18 protein-coding genes are annotated in these 16,574 nt (G+C 48.4%); 12 read left to right on the plus strand and 6 right to left on the minus strand.

Features of this window, described 5'->3' with window-relative positions:
* Positions 1-64: 64 nt before the first annotated feature.
* Entirely contained in the window at positions 65-283 is a 219-nt protein-coding gene (locus LQ567_RS19310; RefSeq protein WP_231007290.1) for a helix-turn-helix domain-containing protein, read from the minus strand.
* Positions 284-715: 432 nt separating this feature from the next.
* Between LQ567_RS19310 and LQ567_RS19315 the strand changes: the two genes are divergently transcribed.
* From LQ567_RS19315 to LQ567_RS19330, 4 genes are all read left to right on the plus strand, one after another.
* Positions 716-1,183 (plus strand): hypothetical protein, encoded by a 468-nt coding sequence (locus LQ567_RS19315; RefSeq protein ID WP_231007291.1) that lies wholly within the window; start codon positions 716-718, stop codon positions 1,181-1,183.
* Positions 1,184-1,707: 524 nt separating this feature from the next.
* A complete protein-coding gene (locus LQ567_RS19320; protein WP_231007292.1) occupies positions 1,708-2,271 on the plus strand; it encodes a hypothetical protein in 564 nt (187 codons plus the stop codon).
* Positions 2,272-2,807: 536 nt separating this feature from the next.
* Complete coding sequence (locus LQ567_RS19325; protein WP_231007293.1) at positions 2,808-3,884, plus strand: family 43 glycosylhydrolase; 1,077 nt, start codon at positions 2,808-2,810, stop codon at positions 3,882-3,884.
* A gap of 1,258 nt (positions 3,885-5,142) precedes the next feature.
* Positions 5,143-5,745, plus strand: coding sequence for a hypothetical protein (locus LQ567_RS19330; RefSeq protein ID WP_231007294.1), 603 nt, complete (start codon positions 5,143-5,145; stop codon positions 5,743-5,745).
* A gap of 144 nt (positions 5,746-5,889) precedes the next feature.
* Here LQ567_RS19330 and LQ567_RS19335 read toward each other — a convergent pair whose 3' ends face one another.
* The gene (locus tag LQ567_RS19335) at positions 5,890-6,591 is read right to left on the minus strand and encodes a DUF4290 domain-containing protein (RefSeq protein ID WP_231007295.1); all 702 of its coding nucleotides are present in this window, start codon (positions 6,589-6,591) and stop codon (positions 5,890-5,892) included.
* A 130-nt stretch (positions 6,592-6,721) separates the two neighbouring features.
* On the opposite strand from LQ567_RS19335, the gene LQ567_RS26220 reads away from it, so the two are divergent.
* The 8 genes from LQ567_RS26220 (at position 6,722) to LQ567_RS19375 (ending at position 13,396) form a co-directional block, all read left to right on the plus strand.
* The gene (locus LQ567_RS26220; protein WP_231007296.1) at positions 6,722-7,789 is read left to right on the plus strand and encodes a glycosyltransferase; all 1,068 of its coding nucleotides are present in this window, start codon (positions 6,722-6,724) and stop codon (positions 7,787-7,789) included.
* Between the two features lie 136 nt (positions 7,790-7,925).
* The gene (gene gldC / locus LQ567_RS19345; protein ID WP_231007297.1) at positions 7,926-8,273 is read left to right on the plus strand and encodes a gliding motility protein GldC; all 348 of its coding nucleotides are present in this window, start codon (positions 7,926-7,928) and stop codon (positions 8,271-8,273) included.
* Positions 8,274-8,417: 144 nt separating this feature from the next.
* On the plus strand, positions 8,418-8,870 hold the full coding sequence (locus LQ567_RS19350; RefSeq protein ID WP_231007298.1) for a GatB/YqeY domain-containing protein: 453 nt from the start codon (positions 8,418-8,420) through the stop codon (positions 8,868-8,870).
* Between the two features lie 7 nt (positions 8,871-8,877).
* A complete protein-coding gene (locus LQ567_RS19355) occupies positions 8,878-9,393 on the plus strand; it encodes a CvpA family protein (RefSeq protein ID WP_231007299.1) in 516 nt (171 codons plus the stop codon).
* 128 nt (positions 9,394-9,521) lie between these two features.
* On the plus strand, positions 9,522-10,304 hold the full coding sequence (locus LQ567_RS19360; protein WP_231007300.1) for an alpha/beta fold hydrolase: 783 nt from the start codon (positions 9,522-9,524) through the stop codon (positions 10,302-10,304).
* Between the two features lie 33 nt (positions 10,305-10,337).
* Positions 10,338-10,997 (plus strand): CBS domain-containing protein, encoded by a 660-nt coding sequence (locus LQ567_RS19365; RefSeq protein ID WP_231007301.1) that lies wholly within the window; start codon positions 10,338-10,340, stop codon positions 10,995-10,997.
* Positions 10,998-11,021: 24 nt separating this feature from the next.
* Positions 11,022-12,515, plus strand: coding sequence for a POTRA domain-containing protein (locus LQ567_RS19370; protein WP_231007302.1), 1,494 nt, complete (start codon positions 11,022-11,024; stop codon positions 12,513-12,515).
* Between the two features lie 2 nt (positions 12,516-12,517).
* Positions 12,518-13,396, plus strand: coding sequence for an NAD kinase (locus tag LQ567_RS19375; RefSeq protein ID WP_231007303.1), 879 nt, complete (start codon positions 12,518-12,520; stop codon positions 13,394-13,396).
* Positions 13,397-14,214: 818 nt separating this feature from the next.
* On the opposite strand, the gene LQ567_RS19380 is transcribed toward LQ567_RS19375, so the two are convergent.
* The 4 genes from LQ567_RS19380 to LQ567_RS19395 all read right to left on the minus strand — a co-directional run bounded on the left by LQ567_RS19380 (position 14,215) and on the right by LQ567_RS19395 (position 16,574).
* Entirely contained in the window at positions 14,215-14,661 is a 447-nt protein-coding gene (locus LQ567_RS19380; RefSeq protein WP_231007304.1) for a hypothetical protein, read from the minus strand.
* A 93-nt stretch (positions 14,662-14,754) separates the two neighbouring features.
* Positions 14,755-15,000, minus strand: a complete 246-nt coding sequence (locus tag LQ567_RS19385; RefSeq protein ID WP_231007305.1) for a hypothetical protein — start codon at positions 14,998-15,000, stop codon at positions 14,755-14,757.
* A 36-nt stretch (positions 15,001-15,036) separates the two neighbouring features.
* The gene (locus LQ567_RS19390) at positions 15,037-15,678 is read right to left on the minus strand and encodes a ribonuclease HII (protein ID WP_231007306.1); all 642 of its coding nucleotides are present in this window, start codon (positions 15,676-15,678) and stop codon (positions 15,037-15,039) included.
* Positions 15,675-16,574 carry a diacylglycerol/lipid kinase family protein gene (locus tag LQ567_RS19395; protein ID WP_231007307.1) on the minus strand — a complete coding sequence of 300 codons (900 nt, stop codon included), beginning with the start codon at positions 16,572-16,574 and terminating at the stop codon, positions 15,675-15,677. Before LQ567_RS19395 ends, LQ567_RS19390 begins: the two co-directional genes overlap by 4 nt.

Raw genomic sequence — 16,574 nt, forward strand, 5'->3', positions numbered from 1 at the left:
AATCGCTGCTAATAATTTCAAAAAGGGGAATAAAAGCCCAAACTATTTATATAACAGGCCGTCTTTATTTTTGCACCAATTTCACTCCCTCACACACATACTCCAACAATTCAATTGGTTTAACTCCAATAGCCAAGGCAATCAGGTACAATTCATCTGCCCTTAAATGACTACGATCATTCAGTGTTAGCTCGTTCATTCTTGCTCTGGACAAGCCTGTTTTGCGTGCAACTTCTGATTTATTTACCGATTTCTGAGCAAGATAGGTACCAAGCTTAGTCATTGATTTTAAAGATTTTCTATAAGAATTGATGTTTTAAAAGTAAAAAATTATAAAAAAAGCGCAAAAATATTTGGCTGGGTGTATGTTTAGTTGTAATTTTCGTAGGAATTTCTATAATAATTGATTGTTTAACTATCGTTTTAAAACAAGTATTTATGAAAAATAACAGCACCTAAATACAGTATTTTCGATATTTATAAAGCGCATTTGCTTTTATTCTCGTACTGAAAACTACGACCTTTCAAAAAAATCCGGGATTAAGGTAAATCGCTCATGCTTTCTCTTTATAGTATATCTTTAAAGATCAAGCGTGGGCGTTCTTATTCGGATTTGGGGTGTCGTAGCCCTTCAGTACGGTAAGGACTAACCCACGCTTTTTTTTTGCGTGCGGTAGTCGGGCTTAAAAAAATTCCAGTTGCTAAAACCACTACTATGCACGCCGTTACTACACCCACGCAAAACACCCACACTTTTAATGAAGAGCAATGGCTGCCCGTGCTCTTTTTACTGGCAGATACCCAAACCTGGCTGCAACAATTGCAGGAGGGGCACCTGCGCCAGCTACCCGTAAAAAACCGTAAAAAGCTGCTGCGCAAAAGCTGGTACCTGGGCGTAAAGGCCCTGGCCCATATACTGGAGCGCCATTACCACAAAGTAGCCCGCCACCCGCTGGCGGGCAAATTTACCATCCCCATACCCGCCATTGTAGCTGCTATAAAAGACGCGTACCAGCAGCCGGCCCAACAACTGGGGCAAAGCGGCCATTGGCAGCGCGTGCAGGATATGGGCAGCACCATCGGGTATAACAGCCGCGGCCAGCCGGTTAGCACTATTACCATAATTACGGATGCCGCGGGGGAGATCATTACCGCCTTCCCCGGCGCTGCTGCAGACCGGTGAGGACTGTACGCGGGCAGGGCAACAGATCGCACCGGTCTGCCCTTGCTAAAGAGCAGGACACTACAACAACGGCCGGCACCGGCCTGCCAGTCCGCGTGTCCCCCCAAAGAGCGAAACGCTGGGGTTGCATTGCACCCCGCTGCTAATGACAGATCCTGCTATCGTCATGCTGAGCGCAGCCGAAGCATCCCTGTAATAATGGGCCGCTCAACAATTGAGCAACCCTTCGGCTTCGCTATGCTACGTTCAGGGCGACGGCAGTGTGTGTTGTCATTGTTTCGTTGATGTTGCTGTACAAAAATTAAATACGCTGCTGCTAATGACAGATCCTGCTATCGTCATGCTGAGCGCAGCCGAAGCATCCCTGTAATAACGGGCTGCTCAACAATTGAGCGACCCTTGGGCTTCGCTATGCTACGCTCAGGGCCACGGTAGCGTGCGTTGTCCTTGCTTTACTGATTTTACTATGCAAATAAAATACTCCGCATAACAAAAGAAAATCTTCACCCCCAAAAACAACAACCATGAAAAACCCCAGAACCCCGGATCCCTTCCATACCCAATTCTGGTGCCAGGAGGCTACCACCAATCCCTACCGTGCCTTTTACCTCTGCTTTAGCCATGCGGGGGATATACACGAGCTGCGCAACATATTGCAGCATGTATTGCTGTTTATAGAACGGGAGGAACCGCAAACCGCCATACCCGTGTACCGCGTTTGCTGCGCCTTTATGGCCATTAACTCTGTGATTACCGCGGCACATTATATTTATACCCATCCGGAGCTGGAGCCCGCGGCCGGTTTACCCGCCTACCTGCCCGTGCTCAAAAGCAAACTGCCGCCGGAGCAGATGAGTTTTACCTCTTACTTTATATCCGAAGCGGAGCATGCCAACCTGCAGGAGGTACTAAAAACATTTTTCGGCTATCAAAGCTGTGAAGACTGGAACTCCGAACTGCACCTGCTGCTGTACCATTGCCTTACCCACTGGACGGTGCCCGTGGTGGTAGACCTGTTCTCCCACTGGTTCTACCTATCCAAATTGCTGGAAGCGGCCTGGCTCTTTGCCCAGCGGGATGTGGAGTAGGCGGGTGTATGTGAACGCGCACGGGGCTCGAGGACTGTTGAATAAAGAAGGGTAGTAGATTTTCTTATGCCCATTTTGCAGCAATAGTATTGTAGCCGTTTTAAAGGGTTACGCATATGCCGGTTACAAATTTGCAGCACTGTTTTTTGTAGCCGGGAAAAATGCTGCAAAATTTTTTGCTACAATTTTTGTGAGCGGGTGCGGATACTGCTGCCTATCGGTTGCAGCAAATACCAGTGCTTTAAATGGATAAAGGCAATAGGAAAACGTTGCCGGGGCTGATGGGGGATGAAATGGGAGGGGATATTGTTGCCGGGTGCTGCCAAGGTTGCCGGCTACCGTTTGTGGTGTGCCCGCCGGATAAAACCTGCTTTATGCGATCCCCGGCCTTACCGCTTTTACTACTGTAAAATTTGTAGTGCCCCTGTAAATTTTGTGTTACCAAACAGGGCCGCGCTAATGGGCCTGGTTTCCGGCTTGTTTGTTGATGCGGATTACACGATACCGCTTTAACACACTAAATTAAAACTACAAAAATGAAAACAACAACGCTGGGCATCCTCCTCCTGGGCTTGCTGCTAACAGCATGCAAACAAAGCATGAAAGATACAGAACTAACGGCCGCCAGGGCCGCCAACCGCCAATCAACGCTGGCAGCACTGGCATCGGTATACCAAAACCCGGTAATACCTACCGCGCAGGACCCTAAAGACCCGCAGGTATTTAAGGCCGCAGACGGCAAGTTTTACCTGGTGCACCCCAATGATAATAAGTACAAGATCTATTCCTCGCCCGACCTGGTAAACTGGACCCTAAAAACCGCATCGGGCTTTAGTAAGGCAACCGGCTCCTTTTGGTCGGCCGGCAGTTTTAAATACGGGAGCACCTATAACCTGTACTATACCTATGTACAGGGAGCCAATAACAAACGGATCGGCGTGGCTACTTCCACTACCCCGGAAGGTCCGTATACGGATGCCAATGCCAACCTGGTGGTAAAAACGGACGCCGGCGGGGGCTATATTCCGGTAATAGATCCATCGGTGTTTAAAGACCCTGCCAATGGTAAGGTATACCTGTACTATGCGCGGAACGTGGGCACGGGTACCCTGCCGGATCTGCGCTGTGTGGAGCTTACAGCCGATGGGTTAAACACGGTAGCGGGTACGGATAAGCAGGTGCTTACGATTACACAGGATTGGGAAAAGATCAATATAGAGCATCCGCTTGTATACTATGCGCCCAATGCGCAAGCCAGTCACCGCTATTATATGTTGTATAACGGCGCGGGTGGCGCGTTGCCCCGTTATGCCATCGGGTATGCCTATGCGGCGTCTCCTACCGGGCCCTTTACCAAGGCCGTGGCCGGTACCAGTACGGGCAATAATCCCCTGGTGGCACAGGACCCGGCCAAAGGCATTTATGGCCCGGGTGCGCCCAATACGGTGGTGGATGATGCCGGCGAGCGCTGGCTGATCTACCGGATTAAAACCACCAACACCGAGGCCTGGAACGACCGTGCCATTTGTATCGATGTGCTGTTTCGCAATACGGCCGACCAGCTGATTTGCACCCCCACCAAGGGCACCAATCAAACGGCTCCAACCTTTTAATAATACCTCAACGCCAACGGGCCCTGCAGCTATGCGGGGCCCGTTGGCTATTATATTACCGCCGCGCTGCGGCTGGAAGGGATTTTACGCGCCTTGAGGTTACAGAGGGGAACGGCGCGCTGCGCCTTTGCCTTGCTTGTTTGAATAGATCTGATTTGGCAGACGGCCACTCTTGCTGCATTGCTGTTCCCACATCTCTTGGGGAGATACCGCGGAAGGAGCAAATATTACCGCCGCGCTGCGGGCTGGAAGGGATTTTGCGCACCTTGAGGTTACAGAGGGGCACGGCGCGCTGCGCCTTTGCCTTGTTTGTTTGAATAGATCCATTTTAGCAGACGGCCACTCTTGCTGCATTGCTGTTCCCACATCTCTTGGGGAGATACCGCGGAAGGAGCAAATATTACCGCCGCGCTGCGGCTGGAAGGGATTTTACGCGCCTTGAGGTTACAGAGGGGCACGGCACGCTGCACCTTTGCCTTGCTTGTTTGAATAGATCCAATTTAGCAGGCGGCCACTCTTGCTGCATTGCTGTTCCCGCATCTCTTGGGGAGATACCGCGGAAGGAGCAAATATTACCGCCGCGCTGCGGCTGGAAGGGATTTTACGCGCCTTGAGGTTACAGAGGGGAACGGCGCGCTGCGCCTTTGCCTTGCTTGTTTGAATAGATCCATTTTAGCAGAAGACCCAATGCTCAGGATGCTTTATCCTGACAAGATCTTATTGCCCCAGCACATAATTTTTGTTACCAGAAGCTGCAGCGCAGCGCCGATCTTGCTAGCCAACAGCAACAAACGACAATGAGGTGCAGCGCACCGGTAACAGGGAACAAGCCTGGGATGACATCTTCAGGATCAGTGCAAATAACGTATATACTGAATAGAAGCTGAAACAATCCCGATTGATCGGGACAGCTTGACAAAAGTATGATTGATCTCAATAAAGTTATTTGTTATGGCGGGGGAAGCCGAAAGATCCTCAATTGTCGGGCAGTTTGGCATCACAGAGATCCTTCGGCTTCTCCCGCTTTTGCGGGATGCACTCAGGATGACGGCAGGGTGATTTGTCATCGCCAGGTAGATGAGTATGTATAACTGAAAGTTCCGCGAAACCGCACGCCAATCACCTTTCATTAACAGCCTCTGGCCTCTGAAAATAACAGCCGGGCAAGGGTTTTTCTATCACCGTTTATCCGGGTTTGCTTTAAATGCCTTTACTTTATATGCTGAAACCAATTATTAAACACAATAAAAACTATCTTATGAGCAAAGGACTGGATACGGAACAGGTACGGGCATACTATCAACAACTGGATAATGATGAACTGATGCGCATAGCGCTGCACGACGCGGCCGGACTAACACCGGAGGCACAGCAGATCGTACAACAGGAACTGGAAAAACGCAAGCTGGGTACCGCGGCGGCAGATGCGGTGCGGGTGCAGAATAAACGCCATAGCATGGAAGAAATAGACGCGTATTGTGCGCTGGTCCGTAAATTGAATTGCCCGCAATGCGGCGGCTCCATAACGCCGCTTAACGCGGCGCTTATCAGCAGCACCATCAGCATCCTTATTGTAACCATTCAAAATAAAAAGCTGAAAGTAGCTTGTCCGGATTGCCTGGATAAGGCGAACGGAAAAGCCATTACCACAACCTTATTGCTGGGCTGGTGGGGTTTTCCCTGGGGCCCGATAAGGGCTATTCAATCCCTGGGGCATAATAACAAAAGTAAAACCATGAACCACGAAGAAGGTCCGAATGATCATTTAAGAAGCTTTGTAGCAGCAAACATCGGTGCTTTTGAAATGTATAAAAACGATACGGAAAAACTAAGGGAATTGATTTCGGTTGATTTGGAATGATCTCCGGTAACAAACGATGCTGTATCTCCGGGCAAATCAAATCGTCCTATCTGTCTCCCGGGTCACCCCGTCCCCACAAAATAACTCCCCAATAAAAAAGCCCGGCTAAAAACCGGGCTTTGTATATCATTACTAGTAAATACCCTAAAGAAAACGCTTCTTTTTAAAGCCACCGCCGTTATTGTTGTTGTTGTTATTGCGGCGGTTATTGTTTCCGTTGTTATTGCCGCCGTTTCCGTTGCGCGGCTGAAACTTATTGCGCTTGTTAAAGTTGTTTTTGTTATCGCGGCCGTTGTTATTATCCGGGCGAAATGCTTTAACACTGGGCGTATTGGTAAAGGCCAGTTGACCATTGGTAATATCGCTCAGTTCGCTTTGAATAGCATCATCATGCACAATTTCCTTATGCCAGTTGCTGTATGCCAGCTTCATGTAATAGGCAATGCTGTTGGCAAAGCCCTGCTTTTTATCGGGGTCTGTTTCTTCCAGGCCTTTTTCAATCAGTGCTTCCAGGTTCGATCCCAGGTGCGCCAGCTTGGAGCTGCGGGTAGGGTAAGGGATCGGGTCCGGTTTGGCACTCAGCTCTTCCTTGGTAGGCTTGGGGTAGGGGGCATCCACATCCAGTTTAAAATCGGATATCTGGAAGAGATGGTCCCATAATTTATGTTTGTAATCTTCTACGTTTTTCAGTGAAGGGTTCAGGATGCCCATCAGCTCAATAACGGCATAGGCATTTCTTTTTCTTTTTTCAGGGTCTTCAATGGTTAAGATGTATTCCACCATCTTCTGCACATTACGGCCATACTCCCGTATGGTCAGATGATTCCTTGTTGTATTATATTCCATAAAAATGTTTGGGATCGCTCAAATGTATGTAAGTTCAATATTCGGATACGTTATACCTTTGCAGCTGTTTACAAAGATAGAAAAAATCGATTTAATTGAACAGAATTTTCAACGAACCCCGGATTGAGCAGTGTCTATAGCAATTTACAGCCGCAATTTACAAAAAGATCTTGTTTTTAACCGGTTTAATAACCTGGTAATAAATGGTTTAAATCAATGTTTGCCGGAGGCGGGACTACTGGTTTTTTCAACGGCCCCCACGGCGGATCTGCCTTTTCCGCATCCCAATCTGCGGGTCGTACAGCCCGCTAAAAAGCAGTCGGGCTGGCTGGGCCGGGCGCTGGAAAAGAAATGGACCCTGCCTAACCTGCTGAAGAAAAACCAGGTACAGGCCCTGCTGCTGGCAGATGTAAAAGACCTGTTAAAAATCAATATACCCCAGTTTTTGCTGGTGCCGGATGACGCCGCTTATATAAAAAACGGGCATCCGGCGTTGCGCAAACTGGCCGGACTGGTAGTGAGTTCCCCCGTCTTGAAAGAAGCATTGGTAAAACAGGCAGGTGTACACGCCGGCAAGGTGTGGGTGGTGGAAGGGCTGGTGGCGCCGGGTTTAAAACCGGCGGAGGTACACGCGCAATTTGACTTTAAAGACCGGGTAACCGAGGGCCGGGAGTTTTTTATTTGTGCCGATGTGCACTGGAGCCGGGAGCAACTGCTGACCCTGCTCAAAGCCTTTTCCCGCTTTAAAAAAATGCAGCAATCTGGCTGGAAGTTGCTCATCACCCAGGGGGGCAATCATCCGCGCTCCGCATGCAGCGCCGTTTTTGCCGCCCTGGATACCTATAAATACCGGGAAGATGTGGTGCTGTTTGAAAGCACCGGGGCGGAGGATTATGCCGCGGCCATGGGTGCCGCCTATGCGGCGGTTACCTTTCAGCAAAACGGTGGTTTTCCCGCAGCGGCCTTTGAAGCACTGCAATGCCAGGTGCCGGTAATGGCCCCCGCGGCACAAAAAGAACGTATACATCCTTCTGCCCTGTTATTTGCAGATGAAGCGGCCCTGGCACAGCAGCTGATGGAGCTGTATAAGAATGAAGGCCTGCGGCAGCAACTGGTGCTGCAATTGGCGAACGACCCGCTGAAACCGGCACCGGAAGGCGCGCTTACGCTGCTTAAACAGCGGCTTTTGCAGGCCTGATGGTGATTGCTTACATTTGCGGTGCTGCGGCCGGGTGCCCGGGGGGCGCCGGTACCGGTAAAAATTCCGGATGCAGCAGGTAATTTAAAGGGGCCGGCCGGCGGGCTGGTCATTAAAGAAAGCGTAAAAATATACGATGAAATCAACGATCACGATAAATGTGGATTTGGATGAAAACAAGGTGCCATCCGACATTAGCTGGAGCGCTACGGCCAGCACGGCAGAAAAAGAGAAACGGGCAAAGGCGGTGATGTTGTCATTATGGGATGGGGCAGAGCGCGCGGCGTTGCGGATAGACCTGTGGACCAAGGAAATGATGGTGGATGAAATGGCCGATTTCTTTTACCAGTCTATGATGACGATGGCCGATACCTACGGGCGGGCTACCCAATACCACGACCAGGTAAAGGAAATGAAGGACTTTGCCCAGGAATTTTATAAAAAATTCCAGGAAAAACAACTGGAACAACAAAAAGCAACCTAAAGGCGGAACGCGGAACGCTGAATGCGCAATGCAAAAGGCTGGTCGCTGAAATCTGAAGGCTAACAGCTGACCGCTCAAATCTCAAATCTGAATTCTCGAATCTGAATTCTCGAATCTGAAATCTGAAATCTCAAATCTCAACCCATGTTACTGGAACAAACCATAAATGAAGATATAAAGAAAGCAATGCTGGCCAAACAGGAAGTGGCATTGCGCAGTTTAAGAGCCATTAAAGCCGCTATTTTACTGGCCAAAACGGCGGAAGGCGCCAAAGACAGCCTGTCGGCCGATGATGAAATAAAGCTGGTGCAAAAGCTGGTAAAACAGCGGAAGGATTCGCTGGAGATCTTTGAAAAACAAAACCGGCCCGATCTGGCCCAAAAGGAAAAAGAAGAAATTGAAGTGCTGGAAAAATACCTTCCGGCGCAGCTGAGCGTGGAGGAAATTAAACCCATTATTGCCGGTTTTATTGCCCAAACGGGTGCCTCCGGCCCGGCAGATATGGGCAAGGTAATGGGCCTGGCTTCAAAAGAACTGGCCGGTAAAGCAGATGGCAAAACCATTGCGGCAGTAGTAAAGGAACTGCTGGCTCAATAAGCACCGGATGATCATTGATATCGTTTTTGCCGTACTGGTATGCCTGGCGGTATTTAAAGGCTACCGGAAGGGGTTGATCGTGGGGCTTTTCTCCTACCTGGCCCTGGTGATTGGCCTGGCAGCAGCCATGAAATTATCTTCCGTGGTGGCCGGTAAAATCGGTACCATTGTAAAGCTATCCGACAAATGGCTGCCGGTGGTGGCCTTCCTGGTGGTATTGATAGGGGTAATCCTGCTGGTGCGGTGGCTGGCAAAGTTGCTGCAGTTTTCGGTGGAAAAGATCATGCTGGGATGGGTGAACCGGCTGGGGGGTATGGTGCTGTTTACCATGTTGTACCTGGCAGTGTTTTCGATCCTTTTATTTTATTTAAACCAACTGCATTTGCTGCCGGCAAACACGGTAAAGGATTCCGCTACCTTTGGTTTTACCCAGTCCTTCGGAAAACGGGCTATTGATACGATCGGCCTCCTGATTCCTGCTTTCCGGAACCTGTTTGGGCAACTGGAACAGTTTTTTAATTGAAAAATTAATAATTTAACTATCGTTTTGACAGTATTTTTTTTATAGAATTTAATACTTTTATATAAATTAACATTTTGATTCATTATTAAAATCAATATATTAGCAGCTATATTGCTATAAACAAAGGAATGGAATACGAAATAAAACAGCACGATAAGTTCAGGTACATTGAGGAAGGCGAGGGACAAACGCTGGTGCTGTTGCATGGTTTGTTTGGAGCTTTGAGCAATTTTGGGGATCTGATCAATTATTTTAAAAACCACATGAAAGTTGTGGTACCCATGCTTCCGCTGCTGGAAATGGATATCCTTAACACCAGCGTAAGCGGCCTGGCCAAGTACGTGAATAAATTTATTGAAGCCCGGGGGTACGAGGATGTACACCTGCTGGGCAACTCCCTGGGCGGCCATGTGGGCCTGGTATATCTTTTAAGGAACGAACCTACGGTGGTAAAATCGCTGGTCCTTACGGGAAGCTCCGGCCTTTTTGAAAACGGCATGGGCGACAGCTATCCTAAAAGGGGCGACCGGGAATACATCCGCAAAAAAACGGAGTATACCTTTTATGACCCGGCCATGGCTACAGAGGAGCTGGTAGATGAGGTGTTTGACATTACCAACAACCGGTTAAAAGTGATCAAGATCATTGCGCTGGCCAAAAGTGCCATCCGCAATAACCTGGGCGAGGAATTAAGCAGGATCACGATCCCTGCACTTTTAATATGGGGTAAAAACGATAATGTAACCCCGCCATTTGTAGCCGAAGAATTTAAAAAATTACTCCCGAACAGTGAGCTTCATTTCATCGATCAGTGCGGCCACGCACCTATGATGGAAGTTCCGGCCGAGTTTAATAAAATTTTACTTAATTTTCTGCAAAGACTGGGAGCTGTTGCAACAAATGTCTCCTGAGCGCTGTCTTATCGGTAAAGACAGACATTTATCATGTTAGTTAAAGATTTATCATTTGAAGCATTGCCACAACTTAAGTTGTCGGACCGCGTTTATCAGGTATTGAGCCTGATGCAGGAGCACCATGTGATGGACCTGGCGGTAACCAACGAAGGCAAGCTGGCGGGCCTGGTAAATGAAAACACCTTGCTGGATGTAGATGATGAATTATCCATCAGCGAAATACCGCAACCGCTGCGCACTTACTCCGTAAAAGAGGATGAGCATTTTTTAAAGGCCTTTGCGCTGGCTACTGCCAACCACTTATCGGTAGTACCGGTGGTAGACAAAGAAAATAATTTTATCGGGGCGATCGAATCCAACAGGCTGGCCGGCTATGTGGCCGATTTTCTGCAGCTGCAGGATCCGGGCGCTTTGATCGTTCTGGAACTGGAGACGAGCCAATATTCCTTTGCAGAGATCACAAAAATTGTGGAGGCCAATGATGCGCATATCACACAATTAAATACCCGGGCCATCCGGGAGCGAAACGCACTCGAAATCACCATTCGGATTAATAAACTGGAGGTATCAGACATTGTAGCTAGTTTTCAGCGGTATGATTATGTTGTTAAATATTATTTCGGCGAAGAATTATACACCAATGAGCTAAAAGAGAATTACGAAAATCTGATGAACTACCTGAATATATAGCACCACCCGTAATGATCTTTTAATGTGAAAATATTGCTCCTGAAAAATAGCTTTCTCCTTTTTATCCTTATTTTATCGGGGTGTTATACAACTATATTCGCGCAGACGGATACCCTTCCCTCCGGCAACAAGGAGGTTAACAAAGCTTCACCCGTTACACAAAATGATCCAAGGATTGATAGCCTGCCGCAATCAACGGGCCAGCGCTTCATCATCCGGAATATTGTATTTGAGGGCAACAGAAAGACGCAGGATACCATCCTGCTTCGGGAACTGCCGTTTAAAAAAGACGATTCCATTCTGCTGGAGAAAATTCCGGAATTGTTCGAACTGGCGAAAACACGGATCCTGAACCTGAACCTGTTTCAGAAAGGAAATGTATCGGTATTGTTATTTGACCCGCCCTATGTGGATATTAAAATAAGGGTGACGGAAAAATTGTACCTGCTGCCCCTTCCTTATTTTAAGCCGATAGACCGGAACCTGAACCAGTGGCTGTTTGAAAAGGGCGCCAGCACGGCAAGGGTTGATTATGGCGCAAAACTGCTATGGGATAACGTTACAGGGAATAATGATAAATTGCGCTTTTTTTTAATAACGGGCTATACCCGGCAATTGAGCTTTGGTTATCAACGGCCCTATATCGATAAAAAACTAAAATGGGGCTTCAATATAAACCTGGATCTTGGCAAGAACCATGAAGTGCTGTACAATACGCTCCATGACAAGCAGCAATTTATAAAGGATAGCAGCTTTTTGAAGAATTTTTTCGATAGCAGGCTTGAATTTTCCTATCGGAAAAAAATATATACCACACATTATTTTGGTCTCGGCTTTCACTCGCTCCGGTTGGGAGATACGGTATTCCGGCTGAATCCGAACGTAATCAATCACAGCGGCGAGCAGATAAAGTATGGTGAAGTGTTTTACCGGATGCGTTATGAGAATGTGGATTTTATACCGTACCCCACCCAGGGGCATGCGGCAGAAGTTTCCGTTTCCAAGCAGGGATTTAACAATGCGATGAACCTTTGGCAGCTCAACGTAAAAAGTATCGGCTACTGGCGCCTGGGCCGGCTTTCCTATTATAGCATTGGTGCCGGCGGTACGCTGAAAGTGCCGTTTAAACAGCCGTACTATAACCAGCGGCTGCTGGGCTATGGCGATATGTTCCTGCGGGGATATGAGTACTATGTGATCGATGGCGTGGCCGGCGGTTTTGTGAATGCATCCCTGGCTACAAGACTTACAAACTTTAGCTTTTCGCTTCCTTTTCTTAGACGGCAGTTTCCAGAAGCAGTGCCACTTAAAATTTACAGCAAAATATTTGGCAACGCAGGCTATGTATACAACCCACATCCGGGCCCAACAAACCGGTTGCCGAACAGGATATTGTTTGGCGGCGGTATAGGGTTTGATATTTTTACGATTAACAACGTTACTTTAAAAGTGGAGTTCTCCTACAACCATTTAGGTGAAAACGGTATATATTTACAAAAGAAGGAGGATGTTTTTTAAAAATGACAATTGCCGTTTACAGCCGCGGGATCGATCAGTTACAACTGGAAGATGTAAAAACGTTTTTCCAGGAGCTGAGTGCCTATGGCCTCAGCTATATCGTGTTCCGCCCGTTTTTTGATGAAATCAAAACGGATGTGGGACTGGATGCGCAGACCCGCGTGTTTGAGCAAACCTCCGATCTTTCCCGGGATGTGGAATGTATTGTAAGCCTGGGCGGCGATGGTACCCTGCTGGATACGGTGGCGCTGATCATGGATAAGCCCATTGCCATTATGGGCATTAACTTTGGCCGGCTGGGGTTTTTATCCAGCATTGGCCGCGATAACCTGCGGCTGGCGATAAAGTCTCTCGCTTTAAGAACCTATGTAACCGAACAGCGAACCCTGGTGCACCTGGATGCGGATATGCCGTTGTTTGGTGACAAGCCTTTTGGGCTGAATGAATTTGCCATACACAAAAGAGATACCGCTTCGATGCTGAAGATCCACACCTACATCAACGGGGAATTTCTGAATGTATATTGGGCGGATGGTTTGGTAATCGCAACACCTACGGGTTCTACCGGTTATTCGCTGAGTTGTGGCGGGCCGATCGTTTTCCCGGACTCGGGTAATTTTGTGATTACGCCGGTGGCACCGCACCACCTTAATATGCGTTCGCTGGTCGTAAATGATAACAGCATTATTTCATTTGATATCGAAAGCCGTTCGGATGATATCATCTGCGCGCTGGATTCCCGCAAGGAGATCGTTACCAAAAACGTATCGCTGGCGGTAAAAAAAGAATCCTTCACTATTGCGCTGGTGCGCCTCGGCGAAAACAATTTCCTGCATACCTTACAAACAAAACTCATCTGGGGACTGGACCGGAGGAACTGATCTACTGCCTTCTTCCCGGTGTCTCCTGAAAGGGGCGCCGGGAACAGTAATTATGTTATGGTCATCCTGAGCGCAACGCAGTGAAGCCGAAGGATCTCTGTAAATACAAACAGCCCGGCGGCCGGGAGACCTTTCGACTTCGCTATGCTGCGCTCAAAGTGACGAAGGGGTATTGTGTCGTGGTTCCAATGATGTTGAACGTATAATTGATTTTCCGTTCTTCGGGCGTTTGCTGAAATGCAGGACAGGGAATAGCAGACTTGTACAGTGCGGCGCGCAGGGTCCTCTGCGAGAGACCCTGCTGGGAAGAACCACCGTCTTCTTCCCGGTGTCTCCTGAAAGGGACGCCGGGAACAATAATTATGTTATGGTCATCCTGAGCGCAACGCAGTGAAGCCGAAGGATCTCTGTAAATACAAACAGCCCGGCGGCCGGGAGACCTTTCGGCTTCGCTATACTGCGCTCAAGGTGACGAAAGGGTATTATGTCGCGACTCCAATGATGTTGAACGTATAATTGATTTTCCGTTCTTCGGGCGTTTGCTGAAATGCAGAACAGGGAATAGCAGACTTGTACAGTGCGGCGCGCAGGGTCCTCTGCGAGAGACCCTGCTGGAAAGAACCGCCGTCTTCTTCCCGGTGTCTCCTGAAAGGGACGCCGGGAACAGTAACGTTGCAATAACGCAGGGTCCTCTGCGAGAGACCCTGCTGGGAAGAATAATGTTGCAATAGCACAGGATCCTCTGCGAGCGACCCGCTGGGCCGGTAAATAAAAAAGCACCGGCCAATGCCAGTGCTTCTGTGTATTTATTTAGAGAATTAAGAACCAGACTCGGTGCTTTCTGTTTTATCTTCCTCCTTATCTTTTTTCTTTTTCTTAAAAGGATTGGGCGGCTTGGGAGGATGTGGTGGGCGACGGTCTTCCTTTTCTACCTTGGATTCTTTGGCATCCGCTTTTGAATCACCGGATTCCTTGGAGGCCGTTTCCTTTTTATCGTTCTTTGCTTCCCTTGCCTCTTTGTTCTTTACATGGCGCTCATGCTCTCCTTTCCAGTAGTCACGCTCATTGGTTCCTACTTTTCTCCAGAACTCTTTCTGCCGTTCATGACGCTCTTCCGCCGTTTCCTTCTCCGCCTTCTTTGTTTTTTTTGTATCTGACTTGGAGGTTGTTTTTTTATCGTCCTTGTCGTCCGGTTTAGAGCTCTGCGCATAGGACGCACTTAACAAGCCCATGCCGAGCAGTAAAAGAAAAAGGGATTTTTTCATATATGTTTTAATTTAAATAGTAAACGTTCCAAAAAAACGCCACCAAATTTATTAAGAAACCAGAAATTCCGTTATACCTGATTCCGGGTATATTTATGGATGTGGAGGCAGGGGCGGACGCGGTGGCAATGGTGGCCGGGGCGGATGGTGCGGACGCCGTGCCGGGCGGTAATGCGCATGCCGTTTTTTATAATACTTTTTGTGGTGCTGTTTTTTAGGTTTTTTGTAATGGGGCGCATGTGGCCGGGGTGGATGCGGCGGCCTTGGCGGGCGCGGCTGTGCATCGGAGCTGATGAATGCAAATACCGCAATCATCATTAAAAGAAACACTTTTTTCATATATACAGATTTAATTTACAAACTGAATATCCAAAATCAATGCCATTCGTCTTCCAGCGATGGCAGCTGACCCGGCAAAATGTTAAAACTTTTCCGGTGGTGTATGCAGATCCCGTTTTCTTCGATCGCTTTCCGGTGTGTTAACGTGCCGTATCCTTTATTGGAGACCCAGTTGTAATGAGGGAATTCTTCGTGAATCCGTTGCATGTACGCATCCCGGTAGGTTTTGGCCAGTATGCTGGCTGCGGCAATATGCGCATATTTGCCATCGCCCTTAATAATACAGGTGTGGGGTGTTTGCCGGTAGGGAATAAAGTAATTACCATCTACTGCGATGAAGGCCGCTTCCGGAATCAGCGCATCCAGTGCCAGGTGCATGGCTTTTTGTGACGCTTTTAAAATATTGATGGTATCGATCTCCTCCACACTTACCTGGGCCACGGCATAGGCCAGGGCGTTTGCTTCAATATAGTAGCGCAGCTCCGTCCGGATCTCCGCTTTTATCTGTTTGCTGTCGTTCAGCAGGGGATGATAAAAACCTTCCGGTAGCATAACGGCTGCTGCAAATACCGGGCCCGCATAGCATCCCCGGCCGGCTTCATCACAGCCGGCTTCCAGCAGATCCTGCTGATACCGAAGTTGCAGGCGGGGCGCATCAGATAACACTTTCTTTGTCATTGTACCAATAGCCGGAAACAGTTTTTTTCAATTTCAATATTCAGTTTCTTCTCAGTGTCTACCGGTTCACCGTCAATGTGCATGGGCGCCTCGCTCCAGTTGCTGATGCGGATGGTTTCCGTTTGAAAATAAATGATCCCCCGCTTTTTCCGCACTTCTTCCACGGTTTGCACCTTGTTCCGGCCGCCCACCTGTATGAGTGTGTTATACAACATGGCCAGTTTCGATTGCTCGGTAACGATCACCACATCCAGCAACCCATCATTCAGACTGGCCTTGGGCGCAATGGTAAAATGGTTACCAAACTGGTTGCTGTTGGCAATGCTGATGAAATAGGCCTCGGTTTCGAACCGTTTTTCGCCCAGCTTTATTTTAAAGGAATAAGGTTTGGCGCCAAAGAAGTTTTTAAAAACCTGGTTCACATAGGTCATCAGTCCCCGTTGCGGCTGATTGGCAAAATCATGGGCCACTTTTGCATCAAAGCCCAGGCCGCAGAGCATACAGGCAAACTTGCCGTTGATGCGGAACCCATCCACCGGGATGCTTTTATTCTTAAAAACAATATCCAGTGCCTTTTGCGGTGTTTTAGGAATCCCCGCTCCAAACGCCAGGCCGTTACCCGATCCGGAGGGAATAATGCCGAAATGCAGCGGCAGGTGCTTCAGGCTGTCTACCACCTGGTTTACCGTTCCATCTCCGCCAACAATTACAATATCCGTATACTTTTCGTCCGTAAGCGTATCGTACAGGTACGAGTAATCGCCATTGGCCACCGACGGGAAAAAGGAAAAGGGGATGCCCTCCCGTAAGGTTTCCCGGGCAATAATGCTGGAAACCGCGTCCTTGGATTTCGTACCCGATATCGGGTTAATGATATAACCTATTTTTCTTTTCAT

Source organism: Niabella pedocola (assembly GCF_021044425.1).
GTDB lineage: Bacteria > Bacteroidota > Bacteroidia > Chitinophagales > Chitinophagaceae > Niabella > Niabella pedocola.

Coding starts and splice junctions, on each gene's coding strand:
- LQ567_RS19335 (WP_231007295.1), bottom strand. CDS start 6,591: ATGGAATATAATACAACAAGGAATCATCTGACCATACGGGAGTATGGC.
- LQ567_RS19380 (WP_231007304.1), bottom strand. CDS start 14,661: ATGAAAAAATCCCTTTTTCTTTTACTGCTCGGCATGGGCTTGTTAAGT.
- LQ567_RS19320 (WP_231007292.1), top strand. CDS start 1,708: ATGAAAAACCCCAGAACCCCGGATCCCTTCCATACCCAATTCTGGTGC.
- LQ567_RS19365 (WP_231007301.1), top strand. CDS start 10,338: ATGTTAGTTAAAGATTTATCATTTGAAGCATTGCCACAACTTAAGTTG.
- LQ567_RS19390 (WP_231007306.1), bottom strand. CDS start 15,678: ATGACAAAGAAAGTGTTATCTGATGCGCCCCGCCTGCAACTTCGGTAT.
- LQ567_RS19325 (WP_231007293.1), top strand. CDS start 2,808: ATGAAAACAACAACGCTGGGCATCCTCCTCCTGGGCTTGCTGCTAACA.
- LQ567_RS19360 (WP_231007300.1), top strand. CDS start 9,522: ATGGAATACGAAATAAAACAGCACGATAAGTTCAGGTACATTGAGGAA.
- LQ567_RS19395 (WP_231007307.1), bottom strand. CDS start 16,574: ATGAAAAGAAAAATAGGTTATATCATTAACCCGATATCGGGTACGAAA.
- gldC (WP_231007297.1), top strand. CDS start 7,926: ATGAAATCAACGATCACGATAAATGTGGATTTGGATGAAAACAAGGTG.
- LQ567_RS19375 (WP_231007303.1), top strand. CDS start 12,518: ATGACAATTGCCGTTTACAGCCGCGGGATCGATCAGTTACAACTGGAA.
- LQ567_RS19310 (WP_231007290.1), bottom strand. CDS start 283: ATGACTAAGCTTGGTACCTATCTTGCTCAGAAATCGGTAAATAAATCA.
- LQ567_RS19350 (WP_231007298.1), top strand. CDS start 8,418: ATGTTACTGGAACAAACCATAAATGAAGATATAAAGAAAGCAATGCTG.
- LQ567_RS19355 (WP_231007299.1), top strand. CDS start 8,878: ATGATCATTGATATCGTTTTTGCCGTACTGGTATGCCTGGCGGTATTT.
- LQ567_RS19315 (WP_231007291.1), top strand. CDS start 716: ATGCACGCCGTTACTACACCCACGCAAAACACCCACACTTTTAATGAA.
- LQ567_RS19385 (WP_231007305.1), bottom strand. CDS start 15,000: ATGAAAAAAGTGTTTCTTTTAATGATGATTGCGGTATTTGCATTCATC.
- LQ567_RS19330 (WP_231007294.1), top strand. CDS start 5,143: ATGAGCAAAGGACTGGATACGGAACAGGTACGGGCATACTATCAACAA.